General features: G+C 74.4%; 18 protein-coding genes. 10 read left to right on the top strand and 8 right to left on the bottom strand.

The window, feature by feature from the left end; translation table 11 throughout:
• Positions 1-172: 172 nt before the first annotated feature.
• Positions 173-1,108: an NADP-dependent oxidoreductase gene (locus tag AB0J00_RS14135; RefSeq protein WP_357745419.1), complete on the top strand. Its 936-nt coding sequence runs from the start codon at positions 173-175 to the stop codon at positions 1,106-1,108.
• A 67-nt stretch (positions 1,109-1,175) separates the two neighbouring features.
• On the opposite strand, the gene AB0J00_RS14130 is transcribed toward AB0J00_RS14135, so the two are convergent.
• The 4 genes from AB0J00_RS14130 to AB0J00_RS14115 are packed head-to-tail and all read right to left on the bottom strand — an operon-like array spanning position 1,176 to position 4,104.
• Positions 1,176-1,502, bottom strand: a complete 327-nt coding sequence (locus tag AB0J00_RS14130; RefSeq protein WP_357745416.1) for a co-chaperone GroES — start codon at positions 1,500-1,502, stop codon at positions 1,176-1,178.
• A 16-nt stretch (positions 1,503-1,518) separates the two neighbouring features.
• A complete protein-coding gene (locus tag AB0J00_RS14125; protein ID WP_357745413.1) occupies positions 1,519-1,866 on the bottom strand; it encodes a metallopeptidase family protein in 348 nt (115 codons plus the stop codon).
• A complete protein-coding gene (locus tag AB0J00_RS14120; RefSeq protein WP_357745411.1) occupies positions 1,863-3,296 on the bottom strand; it encodes a GuaB1 family IMP dehydrogenase-related protein in 1,434 nt (477 codons plus the stop codon). Before AB0J00_RS14120 ends, AB0J00_RS14125 begins: the two co-directional genes overlap by 4 nt.
• A 52-nt stretch (positions 3,297-3,348) precedes the next feature.
• Complete coding sequence (locus tag AB0J00_RS14115) at positions 3,349-4,104, bottom strand: maleylpyruvate isomerase family mycothiol-dependent enzyme (protein WP_357745409.1); 756 nt, start codon at positions 4,102-4,104, stop codon at positions 3,349-3,351.
• 118 nt (positions 4,105-4,222) lie between these two features.
• Here AB0J00_RS14115 and serS point away from each other — a divergent pair, with 118 nt between their 5' ends.
• The 8 genes from serS to AB0J00_RS14075 all read left to right on the top strand — a co-directional run bounded on the left by serS (position 4,223) and on the right by AB0J00_RS14075 (position 16,452).
• A complete protein-coding gene (gene serS / locus AB0J00_RS14110; RefSeq protein WP_357745406.1) occupies positions 4,223-5,521 on the top strand; it encodes a serine--tRNA ligase in 1,299 nt (432 codons plus the stop codon).
• A complete protein-coding gene (locus tag AB0J00_RS14105; RefSeq protein ID WP_357745404.1) occupies positions 5,518-6,450 on the top strand; it encodes an HAD family hydrolase in 933 nt (310 codons plus the stop codon). Before serS ends, AB0J00_RS14105 begins: the two co-directional genes overlap by 4 nt.
• Positions 6,443-7,255, top strand: a complete 813-nt coding sequence (locus tag AB0J00_RS14100) for an HAD hydrolase family protein (protein ID WP_357745402.1) — start codon at positions 6,443-6,445, stop codon at positions 7,253-7,255. The genes AB0J00_RS14105 and AB0J00_RS14100 overlap by 8 nt, the downstream gene beginning before the upstream one ends.
• A gap of 132 nt (positions 7,256-7,387) precedes the next feature.
• Positions 7,388-9,019: a methyl-accepting chemotaxis protein gene (locus AB0J00_RS14095; RefSeq protein WP_357745399.1), complete on the top strand. Its 1,632-nt coding sequence runs from the start codon at positions 7,388-7,390 to the stop codon at positions 9,017-9,019.
• Between the two features lie 187 nt (positions 9,020-9,206).
• The gene (locus AB0J00_RS14090) at positions 9,207-10,832 is read left to right on the top strand and encodes a methyl-accepting chemotaxis protein (protein ID WP_357745397.1); all 1,626 of its coding nucleotides are present in this window, start codon (positions 9,207-9,209) and stop codon (positions 10,830-10,832) included.
• Positions 10,833-10,990: 158 nt separating this feature from the next.
• Complete coding sequence (locus AB0J00_RS14085) at positions 10,991-12,622, top strand: methyl-accepting chemotaxis protein (protein ID WP_357745394.1); 1,632 nt, start codon at positions 10,991-10,993, stop codon at positions 12,620-12,622.
• 166 nt (positions 12,623-12,788) lie between these two features.
• Entirely contained in the window at positions 12,789-14,879 is a 2,091-nt protein-coding gene (locus tag AB0J00_RS14080; protein ID WP_357745391.1) for a PAS domain S-box protein, read from the top strand.
• A gap of 16 nt (positions 14,880-14,895) precedes the next feature.
• Positions 14,896-16,452: a chemotaxis protein CheW gene (locus AB0J00_RS14075; RefSeq protein ID WP_357745388.1), complete on the top strand. Its 1,557-nt coding sequence runs from the start codon at positions 14,896-14,898 to the stop codon at positions 16,450-16,452.
• On the opposite strand, the gene AB0J00_RS14070 is transcribed toward AB0J00_RS14075, so the two are convergent.
• Positions 16,439-16,738 (bottom strand): hypothetical protein, encoded by a 300-nt coding sequence (locus AB0J00_RS14070; protein ID WP_357745386.1) that lies wholly within the window; start codon positions 16,736-16,738, stop codon positions 16,439-16,441. The genes AB0J00_RS14075 and AB0J00_RS14070 overlap by 14 nt on opposite strands.
• A gap of 108 nt (positions 16,739-16,846) precedes the next feature.
• Entirely contained in the window at positions 16,847-17,404 is a 558-nt protein-coding gene (locus AB0J00_RS14065; RefSeq protein WP_357745383.1) for a bacterial proteasome activator family protein, read from the bottom strand.
• A 90-nt stretch (positions 17,405-17,494) separates the two neighbouring features.
• On the opposite strand from AB0J00_RS14065, the gene AB0J00_RS14060 reads away from it, so the two are divergent.
• The gene (locus tag AB0J00_RS14060) at positions 17,495-18,709 is read left to right on the top strand and encodes a cysteine desulfurase-like protein (protein WP_357745380.1); all 1,215 of its coding nucleotides are present in this window, start codon (positions 17,495-17,497) and stop codon (positions 18,707-18,709) included.
• Positions 18,710-18,751: 42 nt separating this feature from the next.
• On the opposite strand, the gene AB0J00_RS14055 is transcribed toward AB0J00_RS14060, so the two are convergent.
• Together AB0J00_RS14055 and AB0J00_RS14050 are read right to left on the bottom strand one after the other, a co-directional pair.
• Complete coding sequence (locus AB0J00_RS14055) at positions 18,752-19,744, bottom strand: NAD(P)H-quinone oxidoreductase (protein WP_357745378.1); 993 nt, start codon at positions 19,742-19,744, stop codon at positions 18,752-18,754.
• Positions 19,745-19,882: 138 nt separating this feature from the next.
• The gene (locus AB0J00_RS14050; RefSeq protein ID WP_357745376.1) at positions 19,883-21,478 is read right to left on the bottom strand and encodes a 4-coumarate--CoA ligase family protein; all 1,596 of its coding nucleotides are present in this window, start codon (positions 21,476-21,478) and stop codon (positions 19,883-19,885) included.
• Positions 21,479-21,536 lie beyond the last annotated feature (58 nt).

Below are 21,536 nucleotides of genomic sequence, written 5' to 3'. Positions count from 1 at the left end.
GGTGACCAGCCATGATGACCCAGTGTGCCGTGTCCAGGACGGAAAGCAACCGCTGGGGTGGACCGGTTCGTCACGGGGCTGACCGGACGGCGTCCGGTGTGCGCGCAGTGCGGCATCCGCGCCCCGGACACGACGACGAGCGCACACCGGCGCACGGGTGTTGGCTGGTTGCATGGCGCAGCGCTGGGTGGCGACGGACTTCGGCGGGCTCGACGTGTTCGAGTTCCAGCAGTACGAGGTGCCGCCGCCCGGCCCCGGTGAGGTGACGATCGCGGTCACCGCCGCCGGCATGAACCCCGCCGACGCCAAGCACGTCGCCCGGCCCGGTGACCGCGAGCAGCTGCCGCTGCCGATCGGCTACGAGGTCGCCGGCCGGATCACCGCGTTGGGCCCGGACACGCAGATCGGCTCCGGAGCCGCCGAGGTCGGGGACGAGGTGCTCGCCTTCCGCATCTCCGGCGGCTACGCCACCGAGGTGACCGTGCCGGCGTCCGCGGTCTTCGCCCGCCCGCCGGCGCTCGCCCCCGAGGAGGCGGCCAACCTGCTGCTCGCCGGGACGACGGCCGCCGAGATGCTGTCCGTCACGGGCGTGGGCCGCGGCGACACGGTGCTGCTGCACGGGGCGTCCGGCGCGGTCGGGGTGAGCGTGCTGCAGCAGGCGGCGCTGCTCGGCGCCCGGGTCATCGGGACGGCGGGGGAGCGCAGCGCGGACGTCGTCCGGCGGTTCGGCGGCGAACCGGTGCGCTACGGCGACGGGCTGGCCGACCGGGTGCGCGAGCTGGCGCCGGACGGCGTGCAGGCCGCGCTGGACGCCGTCGGCACCGACGAGGCGGTCGACGTCTCGCTGGAGCTGGTCGCCGACCGGCAGCGGATCGTCTCGATCGCCGCCTTCGAACGGGCGCAGGCCGAGGGGTACCGGGTGATCGGCGGGACGATGCCGGCGAGCAAGGCGTTCCGCGACGAGGCCCGGGCCCGGCTGATCGGGCTGGCCGCGGAGGGGCAGCTCGTCGTCCCGGTGGCCCGGACCTTCCCGCTCGCCGACGCCCGCGAGGCGCTGGAGCTGCTGCAGACCGGTCACCCCGGCGGGAAGCTGGCCTTGATCCCCTGACCGGCCCGCTTTCTCGCGAGAAACCGGCCCGCCTTCTCGCGAGAAAGCGGGAAGTGGGGGCCGGGCGTCAGAGGTAGAGGCCGGTGGACTCCTCGATGCGCTCGGCGGCGACGGCGTGCACGTCGCGCTCGCGCAGGATGATCAGGTCCTCGCCGTGCACCTCGACCTCGTGCTGGTCCTCGGGGGAGAACAGCACCCGGTCGCCGACCTTGACCTGGCGGACGCTGTTGCCGACCGCCTTCGCCTCGCCCCACACCAGTCGCTTGGCCACCTGGGCGGTCGCGGGGATGAGGATGCCGCCGGTGGAGCGCCGCTCGCCGTCCTCCTTGCGGAGAGCGACCAGCAGCCGGTCGTGGAGCATCTTGATCGGGAGTCGGGCGGCGTCCTCGGGCACGTCCGACAACGCTACGTCAGCCCCAGCCCAGCCGGTGCAGCTTGTCGTCGTCGATGCCGAAGTGGTGCGCGATCTCGTGGACGACGGTGATCGCGACCTCCTCGGCGACCTCGTCCTCGTCCGCGCAGATCGCGCAGATCGCCTCGCGGTAGATCATGATCCGGTCGGGCAGGGCGCCGCCGTAGTCGGCGCCGCGCTCGGTGAGGGCGAACCCGTCGTAGAGCCCGAGCAGGTCCGGCTCGTCGGGGTTGCGGTCCTCGACCAGGACGACGACGTTGTCCAGCAGCTCCATCAGCTGCGCCGGCACCTCGTCCAGCGCCTGCGCGACGAGCTCCTCGAACCGCGTCTCCGGGATCGGGTTCACCAGCCGGCGGGCAGCGGCCGGCCCTCCTCGTAGCCCGCCGCGCTCTGCACCCCCAGCACCGCGCGCTCGTGCAGCTCGTCGACGGTGCGGGCACCGGCGTAGGTGCACGAGGACCGGACGCCGGCCACGATCTGGTCGACCAGGTCCTCGACGCCGGGGCGGGCGGGGTCCAGGTACATCCGCGAGGAGCTGATGCCCTCCTCGAACAGCCCGGCGCGGGCCCGGTCGAACCCGCTCTGCGTGGCGGTGCGCGCCTTCACGGCGCGGGCCGAGGCCATGCCGAAGCTCTCCTTGTACCTGCGGCCGCTGCCGTCGTCGTACAGGTCGCCGGCGCTCTCGTAGGTGCCGGCGAACCAGGAGCCGACCATCACGTTGGCCGCGCCGGCGGCCAGCGCCAGCGCGACGTCGCGGGGGTGCCGGACGCCGCCGTCGGCCCACACGTGCCGGCCCAGCGACCGGGCCTCGGCCGCGCACTCGGCGACGGCGGAGAACTGCGGCCGCCCGACGCCGGTCATCATCCGGGTGGTGCACATGGCGCCGGGGCCCACGCCGACCTTGACGACGTCCGCGCCGGCCTCGACCAGGTCGCGGGTGCCCTCGGCGGTGACCACGTTGCCGGCGACCACCGGGGTTGACCCGGCCACCGAGCGCACGGCGCGCACCGCCTCGATCGCCTTCTCCTGGTGCCCGTGCGCGGTGTCGACGACCAGCACGTCGACGCCGTGGGCGAGCAGGGCCGAGGCCTTGCCGGCGACGTCGCCGTTGATGCCGACCGCGGCGGCGGTGAGCAGCTGGCCGGTCGCGTTGACCGCGGGCAGGTACATCGACGAACGCAGCGCGCCCTTGCGGGTGATGACGCCGACCAGCCGGTCGCCCTCCACCACCGGGGCGGCGTTGACCCGCTCGTCGGACAGCACGTCGAACACCTTCGGCAGGTCGGTGCCCGCCTGGATGACCAGGGGGTCCGCGGTCATGACCTGCGACAGCTGGGTGAACCGGTCGACGTCCTGGCAGGCGCCGTCGGTGACCACGCCGACCGGCGAGCCGTCCTCGACCACGACGACGATCCCGTGTGCCCGCTTGCCCATCAGCGACAGCGCCTCGGAGACGGTCGAGGTGGGGGAGAGGGTGATCGGGGTGTCGTAGACGGGGTGGCGGGCCTTGACCCAGCGCACGACCTCACCGATGACGTCGACCGGGATGTCCTGCGGCAGCACGGCCAGCCCGCCGCGGCGGGCGATCGTCTCGGCCATCCGCCGTCCGGAGATGGCCGTCATGTTGGCCACCACGACCGGGATGGTGGTGCCGATCCGGTCCGGGGTGGTGAGGTCGACCTCCAGGCGGGACCCGACCGACGACCGGGCCGGGACCATGAAGACGTCGGAGTACGTCAGGTCCGACGCGGGCGGGGTGTTCCCGAGGAAGCGCATGCCCCCAGTGTCCCAGGCCGGGCGGACGGCCGGGGGCGCCCGCGCCACCCGCTCAGAACGGCACGCCGGTGGCGAGCAGCCCCGCGCCGGGCGCGCGGCCGGACACCACCCGGCAGAACTCGACCGCGTCCAGGGTGAGCTGCCCGCCGTCCCGGCCCCGGCTCCAGGTGCCGCCCGCCGGCCCGGTGAGCGTCAGCGTGCCCGGCTGCCCGTGCGTCCCCGCCCAGTCGGCGACGACGTCGGCGACGATCCGCCCGTCGTGGTCGGCGGTGAGCTGCAGCGGGCGGCCGGTGGCGCGGCAGAGGTCGACCCGGTGCATCCACGCGTCGCGCGTGTAGACGCGGTCGGTGAGGTAGCCGAGCGGCCGGGTGCCCAGCGGGGGGCCGAACGGCAGCGGCACCGCCCGCAGCGGCGCGGGCAGGCGGCTGCGGGCGCGCAGCCCGCGGGCGCCGGCGTCGGCGAGGTCGGCGCGCAGCCGGGCCGGTCCCAGGGCGATCCGCTCGTCGACCTGGACGGCGTTGATGCCCTCGACCGCCGGCTCCCCGGGCCGCAGCCGCCGGCCGCGCAGCGCCTGGCGGACCAGCTCGCGGACCCGGGCGGTCGACTCGGCGGCGCCGACCAGGTGGGCGACGACGTCGCGCACCTGCCACTCCGCGCAGTCGGTGGGCCGGTGCCAGTCCTCGGCGGTGAGCTCGGCGAGCACGGCGCCCAGCCGGTGGTACTCCTCGGCCGCGGCGGCCATCCACTCCTCGTGCCGCAGCACCGTCCCCGCCCCGCCGTCGGGGGTCCTGGTCGGCAGAACGCCCATCGGGTGCTCCCGTCACGATGCCGTCGGCGCAACGCTGGCCCGTGCGGCGCGCGGCGTCAACGGCCGGGCTCCTGCCGGCTGGTCGGGTGCGGTCCGCCCGGCACCTACCATTCCCCCTGTGATCGACCTGCGTCTCGTGCGTGAGGACCCCGAGCGGGTCAAGGCCAGCCAGCGCGCCCGGGGCGCGGACGAGTCGCTGGTCGACCGGCTGCTGGCCGCCGACGAGGCCCGCCGTGCCGCGGTCAAGGCCGCCGACGACCTGCGCGCGGAGCAGAAGGCCGCCTCGCAGGCGGTGCGCAACGCGAGCAAGGAGGAGCGCCCCGCGGTGCTCGAGCGCGCCAAGGCGCTGGCCGCGCAGGTGAAGGAGGCCGAGGAGGCCGAGCGCACCGCGGACGCCGCGCTGCGCGAGGTGCACCTGCGCATCCCGAACGTGGTGCACGACGACGTCCCGCCGGGCGGCGAGGACGACGCGGTCACCCTGCGCACCGTCGGGGAGGTGCCCAGCTACGACTTCGAGGTCCGCGACCACCTGCAGATCGGCGAGGCCCTCGGCGCCATCGACATGGAGCGCGGCGCCAAGGTCTCCGGCGCCCGCTTCTACTTCCTCACCGGGCCGGGCGCGCTGCTCGAGTTCGCGCTCGCCCAGCTGGCGATCACCCGCGCGGTCGCCGCCGGCTTCACCCCCGTGGTCGCCCCGGCGCTGGTCAAGCCCGAGGCGATGGAGGGCACCGGCTTCCTCGGCGAGCACGACGAGGAGGTGTACCGGATCGAGCGCGACGACCTCTACCTCGTCGGCACCTCCGAGGTGGCGCTGGCCGGCATGCACGCGAACGAGGTGCTCGACCTGTCGGCGGGCCCCCGGCACTACGCCGGCTGGTCGTCCTGCTTCCGCCGCGAGGCCGGCTCGTACGGCAAGGACACCCGCGGCATCATCCGGGTGCACTGGTTCGACAAGGTCGAGATGTTCAGCTTCTGCGCCCCCGAGGACGCCGCCGCCGAGCACCGCCGCCTGCTGCAGTGGGAGGAGGAGTTCCTCCAGGCGCTCGAGCTGCCCTACCGGGTGGTCGACATCGCCGCCGGCGACCTGGGCACCAGCGCCGCCCGCAAGTTCGACATCGAGGCGTGGTTCCCCAGCCAGGGCACCTACCGCGAGCTCACGTCCACGAGTGACTGCACGACCTTCCAGGCCCGCCGGCTGGGCATCCGCCACCGCGACGCCGACGGCCGCCCGCAGCCGGCCGCCACCCTCAACGGCACGCTGTGCGCGATCGCGCGCACCATCGCCTGCCTGCTCGAGGTGCACCAGCGCGCCGACGGCTCGGTGCACGTGCCGGTCGCGCTGCGCCCGTGGCTCGGCGGGCACGAGGTGCTCACCCCGGGCATGGCCCTGGCGCCGGTGGCGCCGCCCGCCGCATGACCGTTGAGCGGGGCGAGCTCCCGGCCTTCGACCCCGGCTCCGCCGCGACCGAGGTCGTCGACCTCGGCGACCTGGCCGCGCGGCTGGCCGGCTGGCGGCCGCGGCTGGTGGCCAGCGACCTCGACGGCACGCTGCTGACCTCCGACGGCGAGGTCAGCCCGCGCAACCGGGCGGCCATCGACGCCTGCTGGGCGGCCGGCATCCCGTTCGTCGGCGTCACCGGGCGCGGCCCGCGGCTGCTGGACACCGTCCGCGCGGTCCTCGGCGGCCGGGGCCTCGCGGTGCTCGCCCAGGGCGGCTACGTCGTCGACCTGGACACTGACCAGGTGCTGCGCACCGTCGGCATGAGCCGGCAGGTGGCCACCGACGTGATCGGCGCCATCGAGGACGTCGCCGGCGAGCTGGTCGTCGCGGTCGAGGACGCCGCCGAGCAGGCCGAGGCGATGCGCCCGCTGCGCGTGCAGCACGGCTTCGACTGGCCCTACCCGGAGCCCGCGCACCTGCTGCCCCGGCACGAGGTGCTCCCCGTCGGCGCCGTCCTGAAGGTGTTCCTCCGCTCGCCGCGGCTGGGCGAGGACGAGCTGCTCGCCCGCGCCCGCGAGGTGGTCGCCCCCGACGTCGCCGAGCTCACGCACGCCGGCCTCGGCTTCATCGAGGTGCTGCCGCCCGGGGTCACCAAGGCCACCGGGCTGGCCGTCGCCCTGGAGCACTTCGGTGTCGCGTTCGGCGACGTCCTGGTCTTCGGCGACATGCCCAACGACCTGCCGATGATCGGCGCGGTCAACGCCGCCGGCGGCCGGTCGGTGGCCATGGCCAACGCCCACCCCGAGGTGCGCGCGGCGGCCGCCGACCGCACCAGCGGCTCGGACGCCGACGGGGTGGGCCGCTACGTGGAGGCCGTGCTGGCCCGGGAGGGGACCGATGTCTGACTGGCGGCCGCGGCTGATCGTCAGCGACCTGGACGGCACGCTGCTGCGCAGCGACGAGACGATCAGCGACGGGACGCTCGCCGAGCTCGGCCGCTGGGACGACGAGGGGGTGCCGCTGGTGATCGCCACCGGCCGCCCCCCGCGCTGGATGCTCGGCGTGCGGGAACGGCTCGGCCGCGGGACGGCGGTCTGCTGCAACGGCGCCGTCCTGCTGGACCTCGAGCCGTTCACCGTGCTGGCGGAGCACCCCCTGCAGCCGGCCGACCTGCAGGCCATCACCGGTGGCCTGCGCAGCCGGCAGCCGGGCACCTGGTTCGCGGTCGAGTACGGCGACCAGTTCCGTCACGAGCCGATCTACCAGCCGCGGTGGGACGTGAACGCCCCCGGGGTCGCCGAGGCGACCCTGGAGGAGATGGTCGCCCAGCCGGTGGCCAAGCTGCTGGCCCGGCACGAGGACCTGCCCCGCGACGAGTTCGTGGCCCTGGTGGCCGAGGTGGTCGGTGACCGGGCGACGGTCACCAACTCGTCGTCCGACGCGCTGGCCGAGATCTCCGCCCGCGGGGTCACCAAGGCGACCGGGCTGGCGCGGGTGGCCGCGGACCTGGGGATCGACGCGGCGGACGTCGTCTACTTCGGTGACATGCCCAACGACGTCCCGGCCTTCGACTGGGTGCGCGAGGGCGGCGGCCGCGCGGTCGCGATGGCCGACGCGCACCCGGACGTGCTCGCCGCCGCCACCGACGTGACGGCCGGCAACGACGCGGACGGCGTCGCGGCGTTCCTCGCCGGGCTGCCGCACGCCTGAGCGGCACCCTTCCGCGCGACAGAAACGAGACCAGTTCGTTCACAACTTGCGGTGCAGTGTGGCGGGGGTCATGCCGATCTGAGGTCAGACGGGCGCGGTGGGCGCCCACCGCCCCCGACCCAGGAGCTCCGCATGGACGACCTCACCCCCTCCGACCAGCCCGGCGGGCGCAGTCTGAGCGCTCTCGGCCGGATCGGCCTGGGTGGCCGGCTGCTCGCCGCGATCCTGCTGGTCGCGCTGACCACGCTGGCGGTGGGCATCATCGGGGCGAACCGGATGGGCTCGCTCAGCGACAAGGCCGAGCAGGTCTACGCCAACGGCACCGTGCCGCTCGACGGGCTGCGCGAGATGCAGTCCGGCTGGTGGGAGGTGCAGGCGCAGACCGCCCGCTCGGCGATCACCTCGCTCACCCCCGAGCAGCAGGCGACCTCGGCCAAGGCGGCCGCCGCCGCGCTCGCGTCGCTGCAGAAGAAGACCGCGGCCGTGGCGGACATGCCGCTGCCGGCCGGCGCGCAGGGTGCCTACGAGAAGGCGGCCGCCGCGGTGGCCGACTACGTGGTCCAGTCGGGCCGGCTCAGCAAGCTGGGCCCGGCGGGCCCCGCCTCGCCGGACTTCATGGACATCCTGAACAGGGAGATCGCCGACGAGGCCGCGATCGAGAAGAACCTGCCGATCGCGACCTCGGCCGCCAAGGCGACCGCCACTGCCACCGCGGACGCCGCGCACGACGCGTACGTGACCGCCCGCACCTGGACGTGGTCCATCGTCGCCGCCGGGCTCCTCGTCTCGGTCGTGCTCGCCGCGCTGCTCGTCCGGTCGATCACCCGGCCGGTGCAGCGGGTGCGCGAGGTGCTCGACCGGGTCGCGGACGGCGACCTCAGCGTGCGCGCCGGCGCCACCGGCGGCGCCGAGATCGGCCAGGTCGCGGAGTCGCTGGACCGGACGCTGGACTCGCTGGGCAGCGTGCTCTCCCTGGTCAACGACTCGGCCGGCCGGCTCGCGGGCGCCTCGCAGAAGCTGACCGCGGGCGCCGACGCCATCGCCGACAACGCCCGCACCGCGGCCGGCCAGGCCGACGTCGTGGTGGCCTCGGCCGCCGAGGTGGCCTCCAGCGTCGACACGGTCGCCACCGGCTCGTCGCAGATGGAGTCGGCGATCCGGGAGATCGCGCACAACGCCACCGAGGCCAGCCGGGTCGCCGGGCAGGCGGTCGGCGTGGCCGAGGAGACCACCCGGATGGTCGGCAAGCTGGGCGACTCCTCGCAGGAGATCGCCGCGGTCGTCAAGCTGATCAACGGCATCGCGGAGCAGACGAACCTGCTGGCGCTGAACGCCACCATCGAGGCGGCGCGCGCCGGGGAGGCCGGCAAGGGCTTCGCCGTCGTGGCGAGCGAGGTCAAGGAGCTGGCGCAGGAGACCGCGCGGGCGACCGAGGACATCTCCCAGCGGGTCGCCGCGATCCAGGCCGACACCGCCGGAGCGGTCGAGGCGATCGGCCAGATCAGCACGGTGATCGCCGAGATCAACGACTTCCAGTCGACGATCGCGGCCGCGGTGGAGGAGCAGACCGCCACCACCAACGAGATGAACCGGAACGTGGCCGAGGCCGCGGGCAGCTCGCGGAGCATCGCGCAGGCGATCACCGGGCTGGCCACCGGCACCCAGGCCACCAACGACCGGGTCGCGGAGGCGCAGCAGTCCGCGTCCGAGCTGGCCCGCATGAGCGACGAGCTGCAGTCCGCCGTCGGCCGGTTCACCGTCTGACCGGCGCGGCTCCCCCACCGGGCGACCCCGTCCCCGCTGCCACGAGGCAGCGGGGGCGGGGTCGTCGGCGTGACCGGGCGTCACAGAAACGGAACGGCCCAGTTCGTCCGGTCGGCTCCAGTGGGGTTGCCCCCTGCCGATGAGGCTGGTGAGGGCGCACCGGCGTCCCAGTGACCCAGGAGACCCCATGGCCGCCACCCGCCCCTTCGACGCCCCCGTCGGCTCCTCCGGGCTGCCCGCCCTGCTCGGCCGCGCCGGGCTGCGCGGCCGACTGCTCGCCGCCTTCCTGGTGCTCGCCCTGATCAGCGCCGGGATCGGCGCCTTCGGCATCTCCCGCATGGCGACCCTGCGGGACCAAGCCACGCAGGTCTACTCCCAGGGCGCGGTCCCGCTCGAGGCGCTGCGCCACCTGCAGGCCGACTGGTGGGCGTACGAGACCTTCAACGCCAAGACGTTCCTCTCCAACCTGACCGACGAGCAGAAGGCCCTGTTCCAGAAGCAGGCCGCCGATGCGCTGACGAGCCTCACCGAGGGGGAGAAGGCGGTCGAGGCTCTCGGCCTGCCCGCCGACGCGCAGAAGTCCTACGCGGAGTTCAAGGCCGCGACGCAGCAGTACCAGGACGCGCTGGCCAAGCTGACGACGCTGACCAACCCCGCGCTCGCCAACGACCTCATCGCCCAGCTCAACGACAGCGAGGCGCGCGTGGGGCCGGCGATCGCCGAGGCCACCGAGGTCATGAGCACCGCCGCCCGCGCGACCGTGCAGGACGCCGAGGGCGCCTACAGCTCGGCGCGGGCGCTGACCCTCGCCGCGATCGCGATCGGCGTGCTCGCGGCGATCGGGCTGGCGCTGGTCATCGTCCGGTCGGTCAGCCGCCCGGTGCAGCGGGTGCGCGAGGTGCTCGACCAGGTGGCGGCCGGCGACCTGAGCGTGCGGGCCGGCGACACGGGGGGTGCGGAGATCGGTGAGGTCGCCCGCTCGCTGGACCGGACGCTGGACTCGCTGGGCGGTGTGCTGACCCTGGTCCGCGACTCCGCCGGACGGCTGGCCGCGGCCTCGCAGCAGCTGACCACCGGCGCTGACGCGATCGCCGACAACGCCCGCACCGCGGCCGGCCAGTCCGACGTCGTGGTCGCCTCGGCCGCCGAGGTGGCCGCCAGCGTCGACACCGTCTCGACCGGCTCGTCGCAGATGGAGTCGGCGATCCGGGAGATCTCGCAGAACGCCAGCGAGGCGTCGCGGGTGGCCGGCCAGGCGGTGGGGGTGGCCGAGGAGACGACCCGGATGGTCGGCAAGCTGGGTGACTCGTCACAGGAGATCGCCGCGGTGGTGAAGCTGATCAACGGCATCGCGGAGCAGACGAACCTGCTCGCGCTCAACGCGACCATCGAGGCTGCGCGCGCCGGGGAGTCGGGCAAGGGCTTCGCGGTCGTGGCGAGCGAGGTCAAGGAGCTGGCGCAGGAGACCGCGCGGGCGACCGAGGACATCTCCAAGCGCGTGGAGGCGATCCAGGCCGACACCGCCGGTGCGGTGGAGGCGATCGGTCAGATCACCTCGGTGATCGCCGAGATCAACGACTTCCAGGCGACGATCGCCGCGGCGGTGGAGGAGCAGACCGCCACGACCAACGAGATGAACCGCAACGTCGCCGAGGCGGCCAGCAGCTCGCAGAGCATCGCCTCGGCGATCACCGGTCTCGCCGCGGGTGCGCAGCAGACCAACGAGGCTGTCGCCGGAGCCCAGCGGTCCGCGGCGGACCTGGCCCGGATGAGCGACGAGCTGCAGACCGCCGTCGGCCGGTTCACCGTCTGACGGCCCACCCGGTCCACCCGGCCCACCCGGCGCCGCCGGTCCCCGCGTGGGGACCGGCGGCGCCGTCGTCACACCCGGGTGCGGTCACGAGTCGTGCGCGACCGACCGATGGAGGAGGGGGACGGCTGCACCGTGCGGCCGCCGCGAGGAGAGACCCGATGGACGACGCCCCCGCCCCCGGCGCCAGGACGACCCCGACCACCCCGGCCGGCCGGTTCGCCGCCGTCGGCCTGCGCGGCCGGCTGCTCGCCGCGATCCTGCTCGTCGCGCTGACCACCGTGGTCGTCGGCGTCGCCGGCATCGCCCGGATGGGCAGCCTCAGCGACCGGGCCGAGGAGGTCTACAGCGACGGCGCGGTCCCGCTCGACGGGCTGCGCAGCCTGCAGGCCACCTGGTGGACGCTGCAGACGTACTCGGCGCGCACCAGCATCCCGAGCCTGCCGGCCGCGACGCTCCAGGCGTCGGCGCAGGGTCTGCAGGAGCAGACCGAGGTGCTGCAGGACCAGACGGCCGCGGTCGAGGCGATGCCGCTGGACGGCACGACCCGCGCGGCGTTCGACTCGTTCACCACGGCGTCGGGCGACTACCTGGCGACCCTGACCAAGCTGCAGAGCCTGCCGAAGTCGGACGTCGCCGGCCTGACCGCGGCCATCGCCACGATGACCAAGGACCAGACCACCATCTCGGACGCGCTCACCACGGCCACCGCGTCGGCGGCCGAGGGCGCCCGGAACAGTGCCGCCGAGGCGCACGACGCCTACACCAGCGCGCGCACCTGGACCGTCGCCCTGATCGTGGTGGGCCTGGCCGTCTCGGTCGTGCTGGCGCTGCTGATCGTCCGCTCGGTGATGCGGCCGGTGCAGCGGGTGCGCGAGGTGCTCGACGAGGTCGCCGGCGGCGACCTGAGCGTCCGTGTCGGCGAGACCGGCGGCGCGGAGATCGGTGAGGTGGCCCGCTCGCTGGACCGCACGCTGGACTCCCTCAGCGGTGTCCTCTCCCTGGTCAGCAGCTCCGCGGACCGGCTGGCCGGGGCCTCGCAGAAGCTGAACCACGGCGCCGACGCGATCGCCGACAACGCCCGGACGGCGGCCGGCCAGGCCGACGTCGTGGTGGCCTCGGCCGCCGAGGTGGCCTCCAGCGTCGACACGGTCGCCACCGGCTCGTCGCAGATGGAGTCGGCGATCCGGGAGATCTCGCAGAACGCCAGCGAGGCGTCGCGGGTGGCGAACCAGGCGGTGGGCGTGGCCGAGGAGACGACCCGGATGGTCGGCAAGCTGGGCGACTCCTCGCAGGAGATCGCCGCGGTGGTCAAGCTGATCAACGGGATCGCGGAGCAGACGAACCTGCTGGCGCTGAACGCCACCATCGAGGCCGCGCGCGCCGGGGAGGCCGGCAAGGGCTTCGCGGTGGTCGCCAGCGAGGTGAAGGAGCTGGCGCAGGAGACCGCGCGGGCGACGGAGGACATCTCGACCCGGGTGGCCGCGATCCAGGCCGACACCGCCGGTGCGGTGGAGGCGATCGGTCAGATCACCTCGGTGATCGCGGAGATCAACGACTTCCAGTCGACGATCGCGGCTGCGGTGGAGGAGCAGACGGCGACGACCAACGAGATGAACCGCAACGTCGCGGAGGCGGCCGGCAGCTCGCGCAGCATCGCGCAGGCGATCACCGGGCTCGCCTCGGGCGCCCAGGCCACCAACGACCGCGTGCTCGAGGCGCAGCACTCGGCGGCGGAGCTGTCCCGGATGAGCGACCAGCTGCAGTCCGCCGTCCGCCGTTTCACCCTCTGAGCGGGCTGCCGTGACGGCCCCGGCGCGCTGCGCCGGGGCCGTTCGGCGTCCTGGCACAAGATGGTGCGCAACGGGCATCACGGAGGCGTCCGCCCCTGCCGATGCAGGAGGTGCCGGTCGAACAGACGCGCCGAGCGATCCCCCCGCCTTCCTGGAGGACGACGTCATGGCCGCCCCCGCCAAGCCCACCGGTACCGCGCTGCCGGCCCAGCTGCACGAGTACGCGAGCCTCGTCGCCGCGCTCGACCGCTCCCAGGCGGTGGTGGAGTTCGACCTGGGCGGCCACGTGCTGACCGCCAACCAGAACTTCCTCGACGCCATGGGCTACGAGCTGGACGAGGTCGTCGGCCGGCACCACCGGATGTTCTGCGGCCCGGACCACGCCGCGGCTCCGGAGTACGGCCGGTTCTGGCGCGAGCTGGCCGCCGGGGAGTTCAAGAGCGGCGAGTTCGTCCGGGTGCGCAGGGACGGCAGCGAGGTGTGGCTGCAGGCGACGTACAACCCGATCCTGGACCGCACGGGCGAGCCCGTGAAGATCGTCAAGTTCGCCAGCGACGTCACCGCGTCGAAGCTCGAGGCCATCGACTACCTGGGCAAGGTGGCGGCCATCGACCGGGCGCAGGCGGTGATCGAGTTCGACCTGGGCGGCCACGTGCTGACCGCCAACGGCAACTTCCTCGCGACCATGGGGTACGCGCTCGAGGAGGTCGTCGGCCGGCACCACCGGATGTTCTGCGAGCCGGCCCACGCCGCGAGCGAGGAGTACGCGCAGCTGTGGGCCGACCTGGCCGCCGGCCGGTACGCCTCGGGCGTCTTCCGCCGGCTGGCCGCCGACGGTCGCGAGGTGTGGCTGCGCGCCACGTACAACCCGATCCTCGACCACGCCGGCCGACCGCTGAAGGTCGTCAAGTTCGCCTCCGACATCACCCGGGCGCAGCTCCAGGCGGCCGACTACCGCGGCAAGGTCGCCGCCATCGACCGCGCCCAGGCGGTGATCGAGTTCGACCTGGGCGGGCACGTCCTGACGGCCAACCAGAACTTCCTCGACGTCATGGGCTACCACCTCGACGAGGTCGTCGGGCGGCACCACCGGGTGTTCTGCGACCCCGAGTACACCGCGACCGAGGCGTACGCGCAGTTCTGGGAGCGGCTGGCCGCCGGTGAGTTCCAGACCGGGGAGTACCGCCGGGTCGCCAAGGACGGCGGGGACGTCTGGATCCAGGCCACCTACAACCCGGTGCTGGACGACGACGGCCGGGTGCTCACGATCGTCAAGCTCGCCACCGACGTCACCGCCGCCAAGCTGCGCAACGCCGACATCGAGGCCCGGGTCAACGCCGTCGACCGCGCGCAGGCGGTGATCGAGTTCGACCTCGAGGGCCACGTGCTGTCCGCGAACGACAACTTCCTGCGCACCATCGGGTACTCGATGCGGGAGATCCGCCACCAGCACCACAGCATGTTCTGCACGGAGGACTACCGCGTCTCCGACGAGTACCGCGACTTCTGGCTGCGGCTGGGCAAGGGTGAGGTGATCGCCGGCCGGTTCGAGCGGGTCGGCAAGTTCGGGCGCGAGGTCCACATCCAGGCCACCTACAACCCCGTCCTGGACCTGGACGGGCAGCCGGTGCGGGTGGTCAAGTACGCCTACGACGTCACCGCCGACGTGCTGCGCGAGCGGCGGGTCGCGGAGGGCACCCGGGACATGACGACGTCCGTGCGGAACCTGGCCGAGTCGATCGACGCGATCAGCGCCAGCTCCGCGGCCGCCACCGCGCTGGCCGAGCGGACCCACGGGGACGCCGAGCAGGGCGTCGCGGCCCTGCGCGCTTCGCTGGAGGCGATCGGGCTGATCCAGAAGTCCTCGGTGGCCATCTCGGAGATCGTCCGGGTCATGGGGGAGATCGCCAACCAGACCAACCTGCTGGCCTTCAACGCCTCCATCGAGGCCGCGCGCGCCGGTGAGCACGGTGTCGGGTTCTCCATCGTCGCCGGCGAGGTGCGCAAGCTGGCCGAGCGGTCGTTCGACGCCTCGCAGGCGATCGGCAAGCTCATCGAGGAGTCGGCCGAGCGGGTGGAGCAGGGGTCGACGGTCTCCCAGCGGGCCGGGGAGGCGTTCCAGCGGATCGTCGCCAGCGTCGCCGAGACCAACGAGGTCATCCGGTCGATCTCGGCGGCCACCGCGGTGCAGCAGTCGGCCTCGCAGGAGGTCGACGCGCTCATCTCCGCGCTGGCCGCGGCCGAGACCACCCGCTGACGCGCCGGTGAGCGCCGTGGGCGACGGTCCCGAGGTGGTCCCCGCCGCCGACGTCTACGGGGTGGTCCGGCTCGCCGGGGTGGACGTCGGGCTGCCGCTGAGCGTCCTGCGGGAGGTCGTCCCCTGCCCCGCGGAGCTGTCCGGGCTGCCCGCCGCGGCCCCCGGGCTGCTGGGGGCGATGGACCTGCGGACCACCGTGCTGCCGGTCGTCGACCTGCGGGCCGTGCTGGGCCGGGAGACCGGCCGCCGGCCCGACCAGGTCGTCGTCGTCATCGCCTGGGAGGGGCAGGCGCTCGGCCTGCTCGCCGACGAGGTGTGCGGCGTGACCCGGGTGCCGGGACCCGCGCTGCTGCCGGTGCGCGCGCAGCGGGGGGAGCTGCTGTTCTCCCACACCTTCCTGCACCCGGAGACCGGGCGGGCCACCAGCGTGCTCGACCCCGCCGCCGTCCTCGGCCTGCCCGGCGTGCCCACGGTCGCCGACGTGACCCGGTCGACCGCCGCGGTCGTCGCCGGAGGCGGTCCGGCCGGACGCCGGGCGGGTGGCCGCACGGTGACCCGGGTCCGCTGCGGGCCGCACCTGCTGGCGGTCGACGTCCGCCACGTGCACACCACGCTGCCCACCCCCGCGACGCGGCCGACGCCGCTGCGCAGCGCGCTGGTGGCCGGTGCCACCGAGTTCGCCGGCCGCGAGGTCGGCGTGGTCGACCCGCTGGTCCTGCTCGGCCTGGGCCGGCGTCCCGGGACCCCGCCGGAGGCCGGGCTGGTGCTCGACACCGGCGCCGGGTACGCCGTGCTCGCCCTCGACGGGCTGCTGGACCTGGTCCAGCTCGCGGAGGAGGACCTGCTGCCGGTGCCCGCGTTCGCGGTACCGCGGCCCGAGCTGCTGCTCGGCGTGGCCGACGTCGGCGGGCAGACCTGCCTGGTGCTCGACGGCGAGGCGCTGCTCGGCGAACCGCAGCTGCGCGGGCTGGCCGCGATGAACACCGAGGTCGGCGCCGCGGACGCGGTCGACGACGAGGCGCGGTCCCGGTCCGGTGCCGCGCCGGGTGGCGCGCCGTACCTGACCTTCTCGATCGGCGTGGACGTGACCACTCCGCTGGAGCAGGTCGCGGAGATCGTGCCGTGGCCGGCGTCGGTGACCGCCGGCTCGGCCGTGCCGGAGGTGCTGGGCCTCACGGTGCACCGAGGCGCCGCCGTCCCGGTGCTGTGCCTGGCCCGGCTGCTCGGGCGGCCGCCGCTGCGGGTGGGACCGGCCACCTGCCTGCTGCTGCTGGACGTGGACGGCGAGCCGGTGGCGTTCGCCGTCGACGCGCTGCGCAGCATCGACCCGGTGAGCTGGACCGATCCCGACCAGCACCGCCGCACCGGGGCCGGGGACCGGCTGGACCGGGCCCTCCAGGACGCCCCGCTGGTGCAGGTCGGCACCTCCGGCAAGCTGCTGCCGGAGCTGGACCTGCGCCGGGTGGCCCGGACCGTGCGGGGCCCCGTGGCGGTACCGGCGCCGCGCGCCCCCCGCGACGTGGCGCCGGTCGCCGCGCAGGGGGCGCCGGACGGCGGCGTCAGGCGTTGGTGACGACGGCGACCGCGGCGATCCAGATGATGACCGACAGCACCAGGCCGGCGATGCCGAGCGCGAGGCCCGCGGTCGCGAGCCCCGAGCGGGCGCTGCGGCGGCCCTTCGCGCCGAACACGATGCCGAGGACGCCCAGCACCACGCCGACGATCGGGATCAGCCAGCCCAGCAGCAGGCTGAGCAGGCCGGTGACGAACCCGGTGGTCGCCTGGCCGGTGTTGCCGCCGCCGGCCGCGGGGCCGTAGCCGCCCGGGGCCGAGGGGTAGGGCTGCTGGGGAGTGCTCACAGGTCCTCCAGTGGTCCTGGCCGGCGTGTCCGGCCCGCCCGAGCACCGTGACGGTGGTGATCACCCACGGCAACTCGGGACCGGCCGTTCACCCGATCGGGTGAGACCTCACAGGTACTGACCGCCGGGGCGGAACTCCTGCGCCGGCTGCTGCCCCTGCTGCCCACCGGGGAGGGCCTTGCGGCGCATCTCCTCCAGCTGCGCGCGGGCGGCCATCTGCTGGGCGAACAGCGCGGTCTGGATGCCGTGGAACACGCCCTCCAGCCAGCCGACCAGCTGGGCCTGGGCGATCCGCAGCTCGGCGTCCGAGGGCGTCTGGTCCTCGCTGAAGGGCAGCGTGATCCGCTCCAGCTCGTCGCGGAGCTCCGGCGCCAGGCCCTGCTCCAGCTCGCGGATCGAGGAGGCGTGGATGTCGCGCAGCCGGTTGCGGCTCGCGTCGTCCAGCGGCGCGGCCCGCACCTCCTCGAGCAGCTGCTTGATCATCGTGCCGATCCGCATGACCTTGGCGGGCTGCTCCACGAGGTCGGCGACGCCGCCGCCCTGGCCGTCCGCGACCTCGCCGTCCGGGCCGTCGGCGGGCATCGGCATCGCCCCCACCGGCTGCCCGTCCGGGCCGACGATGAGTACCTGCTGGGCGCGCTGGTCGCCGGAACCTGGTGCCGTCATGGCCCCCATCCTGCCCCCGGCCGCGACGGCGTCGGTCTCGGGGCGGTCTCGGTCGGTTGCCGCCCGCGCCGACCCCATTACGCTCCCGGCATGGCTGCCGGTTCCGGGCTGGACGTCGCCCGGGTGCGGGGCCTCTTCCCTGGGCTCTCCGACGGCTACGTCCACGTCGACGGACCCGCCGGTGCGCTGGTGCCCGAGTCGGTGGTCCAGGCGGTCGTGCAGGGCATGCGGGTGCCGGTGGCCGACCGCGGCGGGGTGTTCCCGGCGTCGCTGCGCGCCGAGCAGCTGGTCGCCGACGCGAGGTGGGCGTTCGCCGACCTCGTCGGCGGGGTGCCCGGCGGCGTGGTGCTCGGCCCGAACATGACGACGCTGACCTGGCGGACCGCCCGGGCCATCGCGCGGGACTGGCGGGCCGGCGACGAGATCGTGGTCAGCCGGCTGGACCACGACGCGAACATCCGCCCGTGGGTGCGGCTGGCCCAGGAGCGCGGCGTCGTCGTCCGCTGGGCCGAGGTGGACATCGAGACCGGCGAGCTGCCCGACTGGCAGTACGACGACCTGCTCGGCGAGCGCACCCGCCTGGTGGCGCTGACGGCGGCGAGCCACGTGATCGGCACCCGCCCGGACGTCGCCGCGATCGCCGCCCGCGCGCACCGGGTCGGCGCGCTGGTGTTCGTCGACGCGGTGCACGCCGCGCCGCACCTGTTCCTGGACATGGTCCGGATGGGCGCGGACTTCGTCGCCGTCTCCGCCGCCAAGTGGGGCGGGCCGCACGTGGGCGCCGTCGTCGCCGACCCGGAGCTGTGGGGGCAGCTGGAACCGGACCGGCTGCTGCCCGACCCCGACCGGGTGCCCGACCGCTTCGAGCAGGGCACCCCGGCGGTCGAGCTGTACGCCGGGGTGTCGGCGTCGGTCGACCACCTGGCCGAGCTGTGCAACGACGTGCCCGGCCCGCGCCGGGAGCGGCTGGCCCGGTCGATGCGCGCCGTGGCCCGGTACGAGGGCGAGCTGTTCGCCCGCCTGGACGGCGGGCTGCGCTGGATGCGGCACGTGCAGGTGCTCGGCGACCCCGAGTACAAGACGCCGACGCTGTCGTTCACCGTCGCCCGGATGCGGCCGCGCACGGTCGCCCGCGACCTGGCCCGCCGCGGCATCTGCGCCTGGGACGGCGACCACTACGCCCGGGAGCTGTTCGACGCGATCGGCGTCAACGAGATGGGCGGGGCGGTGCGGCTCGGGCTGATGCACTACAACACGGCCGAGGAGGTCGAGCAGGTCCTCGCCGCGATCGACGACCTGCGTTGAGTGGAGTCCCAGCGCTCGGGAAGTGATGCGCTGGGACTCCACTCAGGCGTCGGGGAGCAGCAGCACCTTGCCGATGTGGCCGCTGGCCTCGAGCAGGGCGTGCGCCTCGGCGGCGCGGGACATCGGCAGCCGGCGGTCGACGACCGGGCGGACGACGCCGCGCTCGACGTCGGGCCACACCGCCTGGCGCACCGCGGCGACGATGTCGGCCTTGCCGCCGCGGCCGGTCGCCGGGCGGGACCGCAGCGCCGTGGCGTGCACGCTGCCGCGCTTGGCCAGCAGCGTCCCGAGGTCCAGCTCGGCCGTCCGGCCGCCCTGCATGCCGATGACGACCAGCCGGCCGCCGTCGGCGAGCACGTCGACGTTGCGCGCCAGGTACTTCGCGCCCATGTTGTCCAGGACGACGTCCGCGCCGCGCCCGCCGGTGGCGTCGCGGACCACCTGCACGAAGTCCTCGTCGCGGTAGTTGACGGTGATGTCGGCGCCGAGCTCCCGGCAGAACGCCAGCTTCTCCGCGCTGCCCGCGGTGACGGCGACCCGGGCGCCGGCCCGCTTCGCCAGCTGGACGGCCATCGTGCCGATGCCGCTGGAGCCGCCGTGCACGAGGAAGACGTCGTCCACGCGCAGGCCGGCGAGCTGGAACACGTTGGACCAGACGGTGCAGGTCACCTCTGGCAGCGCCGCGGCGGTGGCCAGCTCGACGCCGGCCGGGCGGGGCAGGACCTGCCCGGCCGGGACGGCGACCCGCTCGGCGTAGCCGCCGCCGGCCAGCAGCGCGCACACCTCGTCGCCCACGGCCCACCCGGTGACCTCGGCGCCGACCTCGCTGATGACGCCGCTGCACTCCAGGCCGAGCACCTCGCTGGCGCCCGGCGGCGGCGGGTAGAAGCCCTGCCGCTGCATCAGGTCGGCCCGGTTGACCGCCGTCGCGACGACGTCGACGACCACCTCACCGGGCCCGCACACCGGGTCGGGCACCTCGCCCCAGCCCAGCACCTCGGGACCACCCGGTTCGCTGATCGTCACCGCACGCATGCCGCGACGCTAACCCCGCGCCCGCGGGCCCGCCCCACCGGCGGTGATCATGGAGATGTTGCTCGGCAACACGCCGAACGACGGCGTGTTCCCCGACAAGAAGTCCATGATCACCGCGGCACGGGGCCGACCGGACGGTCAGGCGCGGGCCTTGAGGTCCTTGCGGAGGATCTTGCCGGCCGCGGACTTGGGCACCTGGTCGATGAACTCGACCAGCCGGACCTTCTTGTGCGGCGCCACCCGCTCGGCGATGAACGCCTTCACGGCGTCCTCGTCGAGGGCCGAGCCGGGCGCGCGGACGACGAACGCCTTGGGCAGCTCCTCGCCGCTCTCGTCGTCCCGCACGCCGATGACCGCCGCGTCGCTGATCTCCGGGTGACCCAGCAGCACGGCCTCGAGCTCGGCCGGCGCCACCTGGTAGCCCTTGTACTTGATCAGCTCCTTGACCCGGTCGACGACGGTGTAGCGGCCCTCGTCGTCCACGATCGCGACGTCGCCGGTGTGCAGCCAGCCCTCGCCGTCCAGGGTGTCGGCGGTGGCTGACGGGTTGTTCAGGTAGCCCTTCATCACCTGCGGCCCGCGCACCCACAGCTCCCCGCGCTCGCCGGGGGCGGCGTCCTCGCCGGTGGCCGGGTCGACCAGCCGGCACTCGGTGTTGGGGATCGCGTAGCCGACCGTGCCCTTGGGGGTCTCGCCCGCGCCGGCCGGCTCGTGCCCGGCCTCGGGGGTGGTGTGCGAGACCGGCGACAGCTCGGTCATCCCGTAGCCCTGCGCGACGGTCACCGAGCCGCCCTGCGCGCGCAGCCGGTCCTGGGCGGCCTGGGCGAGGTCGGCGTCCAGCGGCGCGGCGCCGGAGGTGATGCTGCGCAGCGACGACAGGTCGAACTGGTCGACCAGCGGGTGCTTGGCCAGCGCCAGCACGATCGGCGGGGCGACGAACGCCCGGGTGACCCGCTGGTCCTGGATGGCGCGGAGGAACTGCTCGAGGTCGAAGCGGGGCAGCGTCACGACGGTGCCGCCCCACTGCAGGCCCTGGTTCATCAGCACGGTCAGCCCGTAGATGTGGAAGAACGGCAGGACGGCGATGATCCGCTCCTCGCCGTCGGTCACGGCGGCCAGCGGCCGGGACTGGCTGACGTTGGCCACCAGGTTGCGGTGGGTGAGCATCACGCCCTTGGGCAGCCCGGTCGTGCCGCTGGAGTAGGGCAGGGTGACGAGGTCCTCGGCCGGGTCGATGTCGACCTGCACGGCAGGGGCGTCGGTGGTCAGCAGGTCGCGCAGCGAGGCGTGCCCCTCGGCGCCGTCCATCACGACGACCTCGTCGACCGGCTGCTGGGCGACCGCGGCCATCGCCCGGTCCAGGAACGCCGAGATGGTGACCAGCACCTTGGCGCCGGAGTCCTTGAGCTGGAAGGCGATCTCGTCCGGCGTGTAGAGGGCGTTGACCGGGCTCACCACGCAGCCGGCCGCGGCGATGCCGTGGAAGACCACCGGGTACCAGATGGTGTTCGGGCTGAAGACGGCGACGACGTCCCCCTTGCGCAGCCCGCGGGCGTGCAGCGCGGCCGCCAGCCGGCCCACGTGGAACGCCAGCTCGCCGTGGGTGATGGTGTCGCCGGTGAGCCCGTCGACCAGCGCGGGGGAGTCCTTGCGCGCCTCGGCGCCGGCCAGGACGAACTCCGGGACGCTGACGTCCGGGATCTCGACATCAGGGAAACGGCTGGCCAGCGACACGGGTCCTCCTCGACCTGGGCGGTGCGGTGACGCCAGTCTCACACCCTGCGTGGCCTGG

Origin of the sequence: Modestobacter sp. NPDC049651 (assembly GCF_040659695.1) — a bacterium.
Lineage (GTDB): Bacteria > Actinomycetota > Actinomycetes > Mycobacteriales > Geodermatophilaceae > Modestobacter.
The sequence above is the reverse complement of the archived record's forward strand: the minus strand, read 5'-3'. Positions and strand labels throughout refer to the sequence as shown.

Excerpts from the sequence above, each read along its gene's own strand:
- AB0J00_RS14135 (WP_357745419.1), top strand. The coding sequence starts at position 173 with ATGGCGCAGCGCTGGGTGGCGACGGACTTCGGCGGGCTCGACGTGTTC.
- AB0J00_RS14120 (WP_357745411.1), bottom strand. The coding sequence starts at position 3,296 with ATGCGCTTCCTCGGGAACACCCCGCCCGCGTCGGACCTGACGTACTCC.
- AB0J00_RS14115 (WP_357745409.1), bottom strand. The coding sequence starts at position 4,104 with ATGGGCGTTCTGCCGACCAGGACCCCCGACGGCGGGGCGGGGACGGTG.
- AB0J00_RS14105 (WP_357745404.1), top strand. The coding sequence starts at position 5,518 with ATGACCGTTGAGCGGGGCGAGCTCCCGGCCTTCGACCCCGGCTCCGCC.
- AB0J00_RS14100 (WP_357745402.1), top strand. The coding sequence starts at position 6,443 with ATGTCTGACTGGCGGCCGCGGCTGATCGTCAGCGACCTGGACGGCACG.
- AB0J00_RS14095 (WP_357745399.1), top strand. The coding sequence starts at position 7,388 with ATGGACGACCTCACCCCCTCCGACCAGCCCGGCGGGCGCAGTCTGAGC.
- AB0J00_RS14090 (WP_357745397.1), top strand. The coding sequence starts at position 9,207 with ATGGCCGCCACCCGCCCCTTCGACGCCCCCGTCGGCTCCTCCGGGCTG.
- AB0J00_RS14085 (WP_357745394.1), top strand. The coding sequence starts at position 10,991 with ATGGACGACGCCCCCGCCCCCGGCGCCAGGACGACCCCGACCACCCCG.
- AB0J00_RS14080 (WP_357745391.1), top strand. The coding sequence starts at position 12,789 with ATGGCCGCCCCCGCCAAGCCCACCGGTACCGCGCTGCCGGCCCAGCTG.
- AB0J00_RS14065 (WP_357745383.1), bottom strand. The coding sequence starts at position 17,404 with ATGACGGCACCAGGTTCCGGCGACCAGCGCGCCCAGCAGGTACTCATC.
- AB0J00_RS14060 (WP_357745380.1), top strand. The coding sequence starts at position 17,495 with ATGGCTGCCGGTTCCGGGCTGGACGTCGCCCGGGTGCGGGGCCTCTTC.
- AB0J00_RS14055 (WP_357745378.1), bottom strand. The coding sequence starts at position 19,744 with ATGCGTGCGGTGACGATCAGCGAACCGGGTGGTCCCGAGGTGCTGGGC.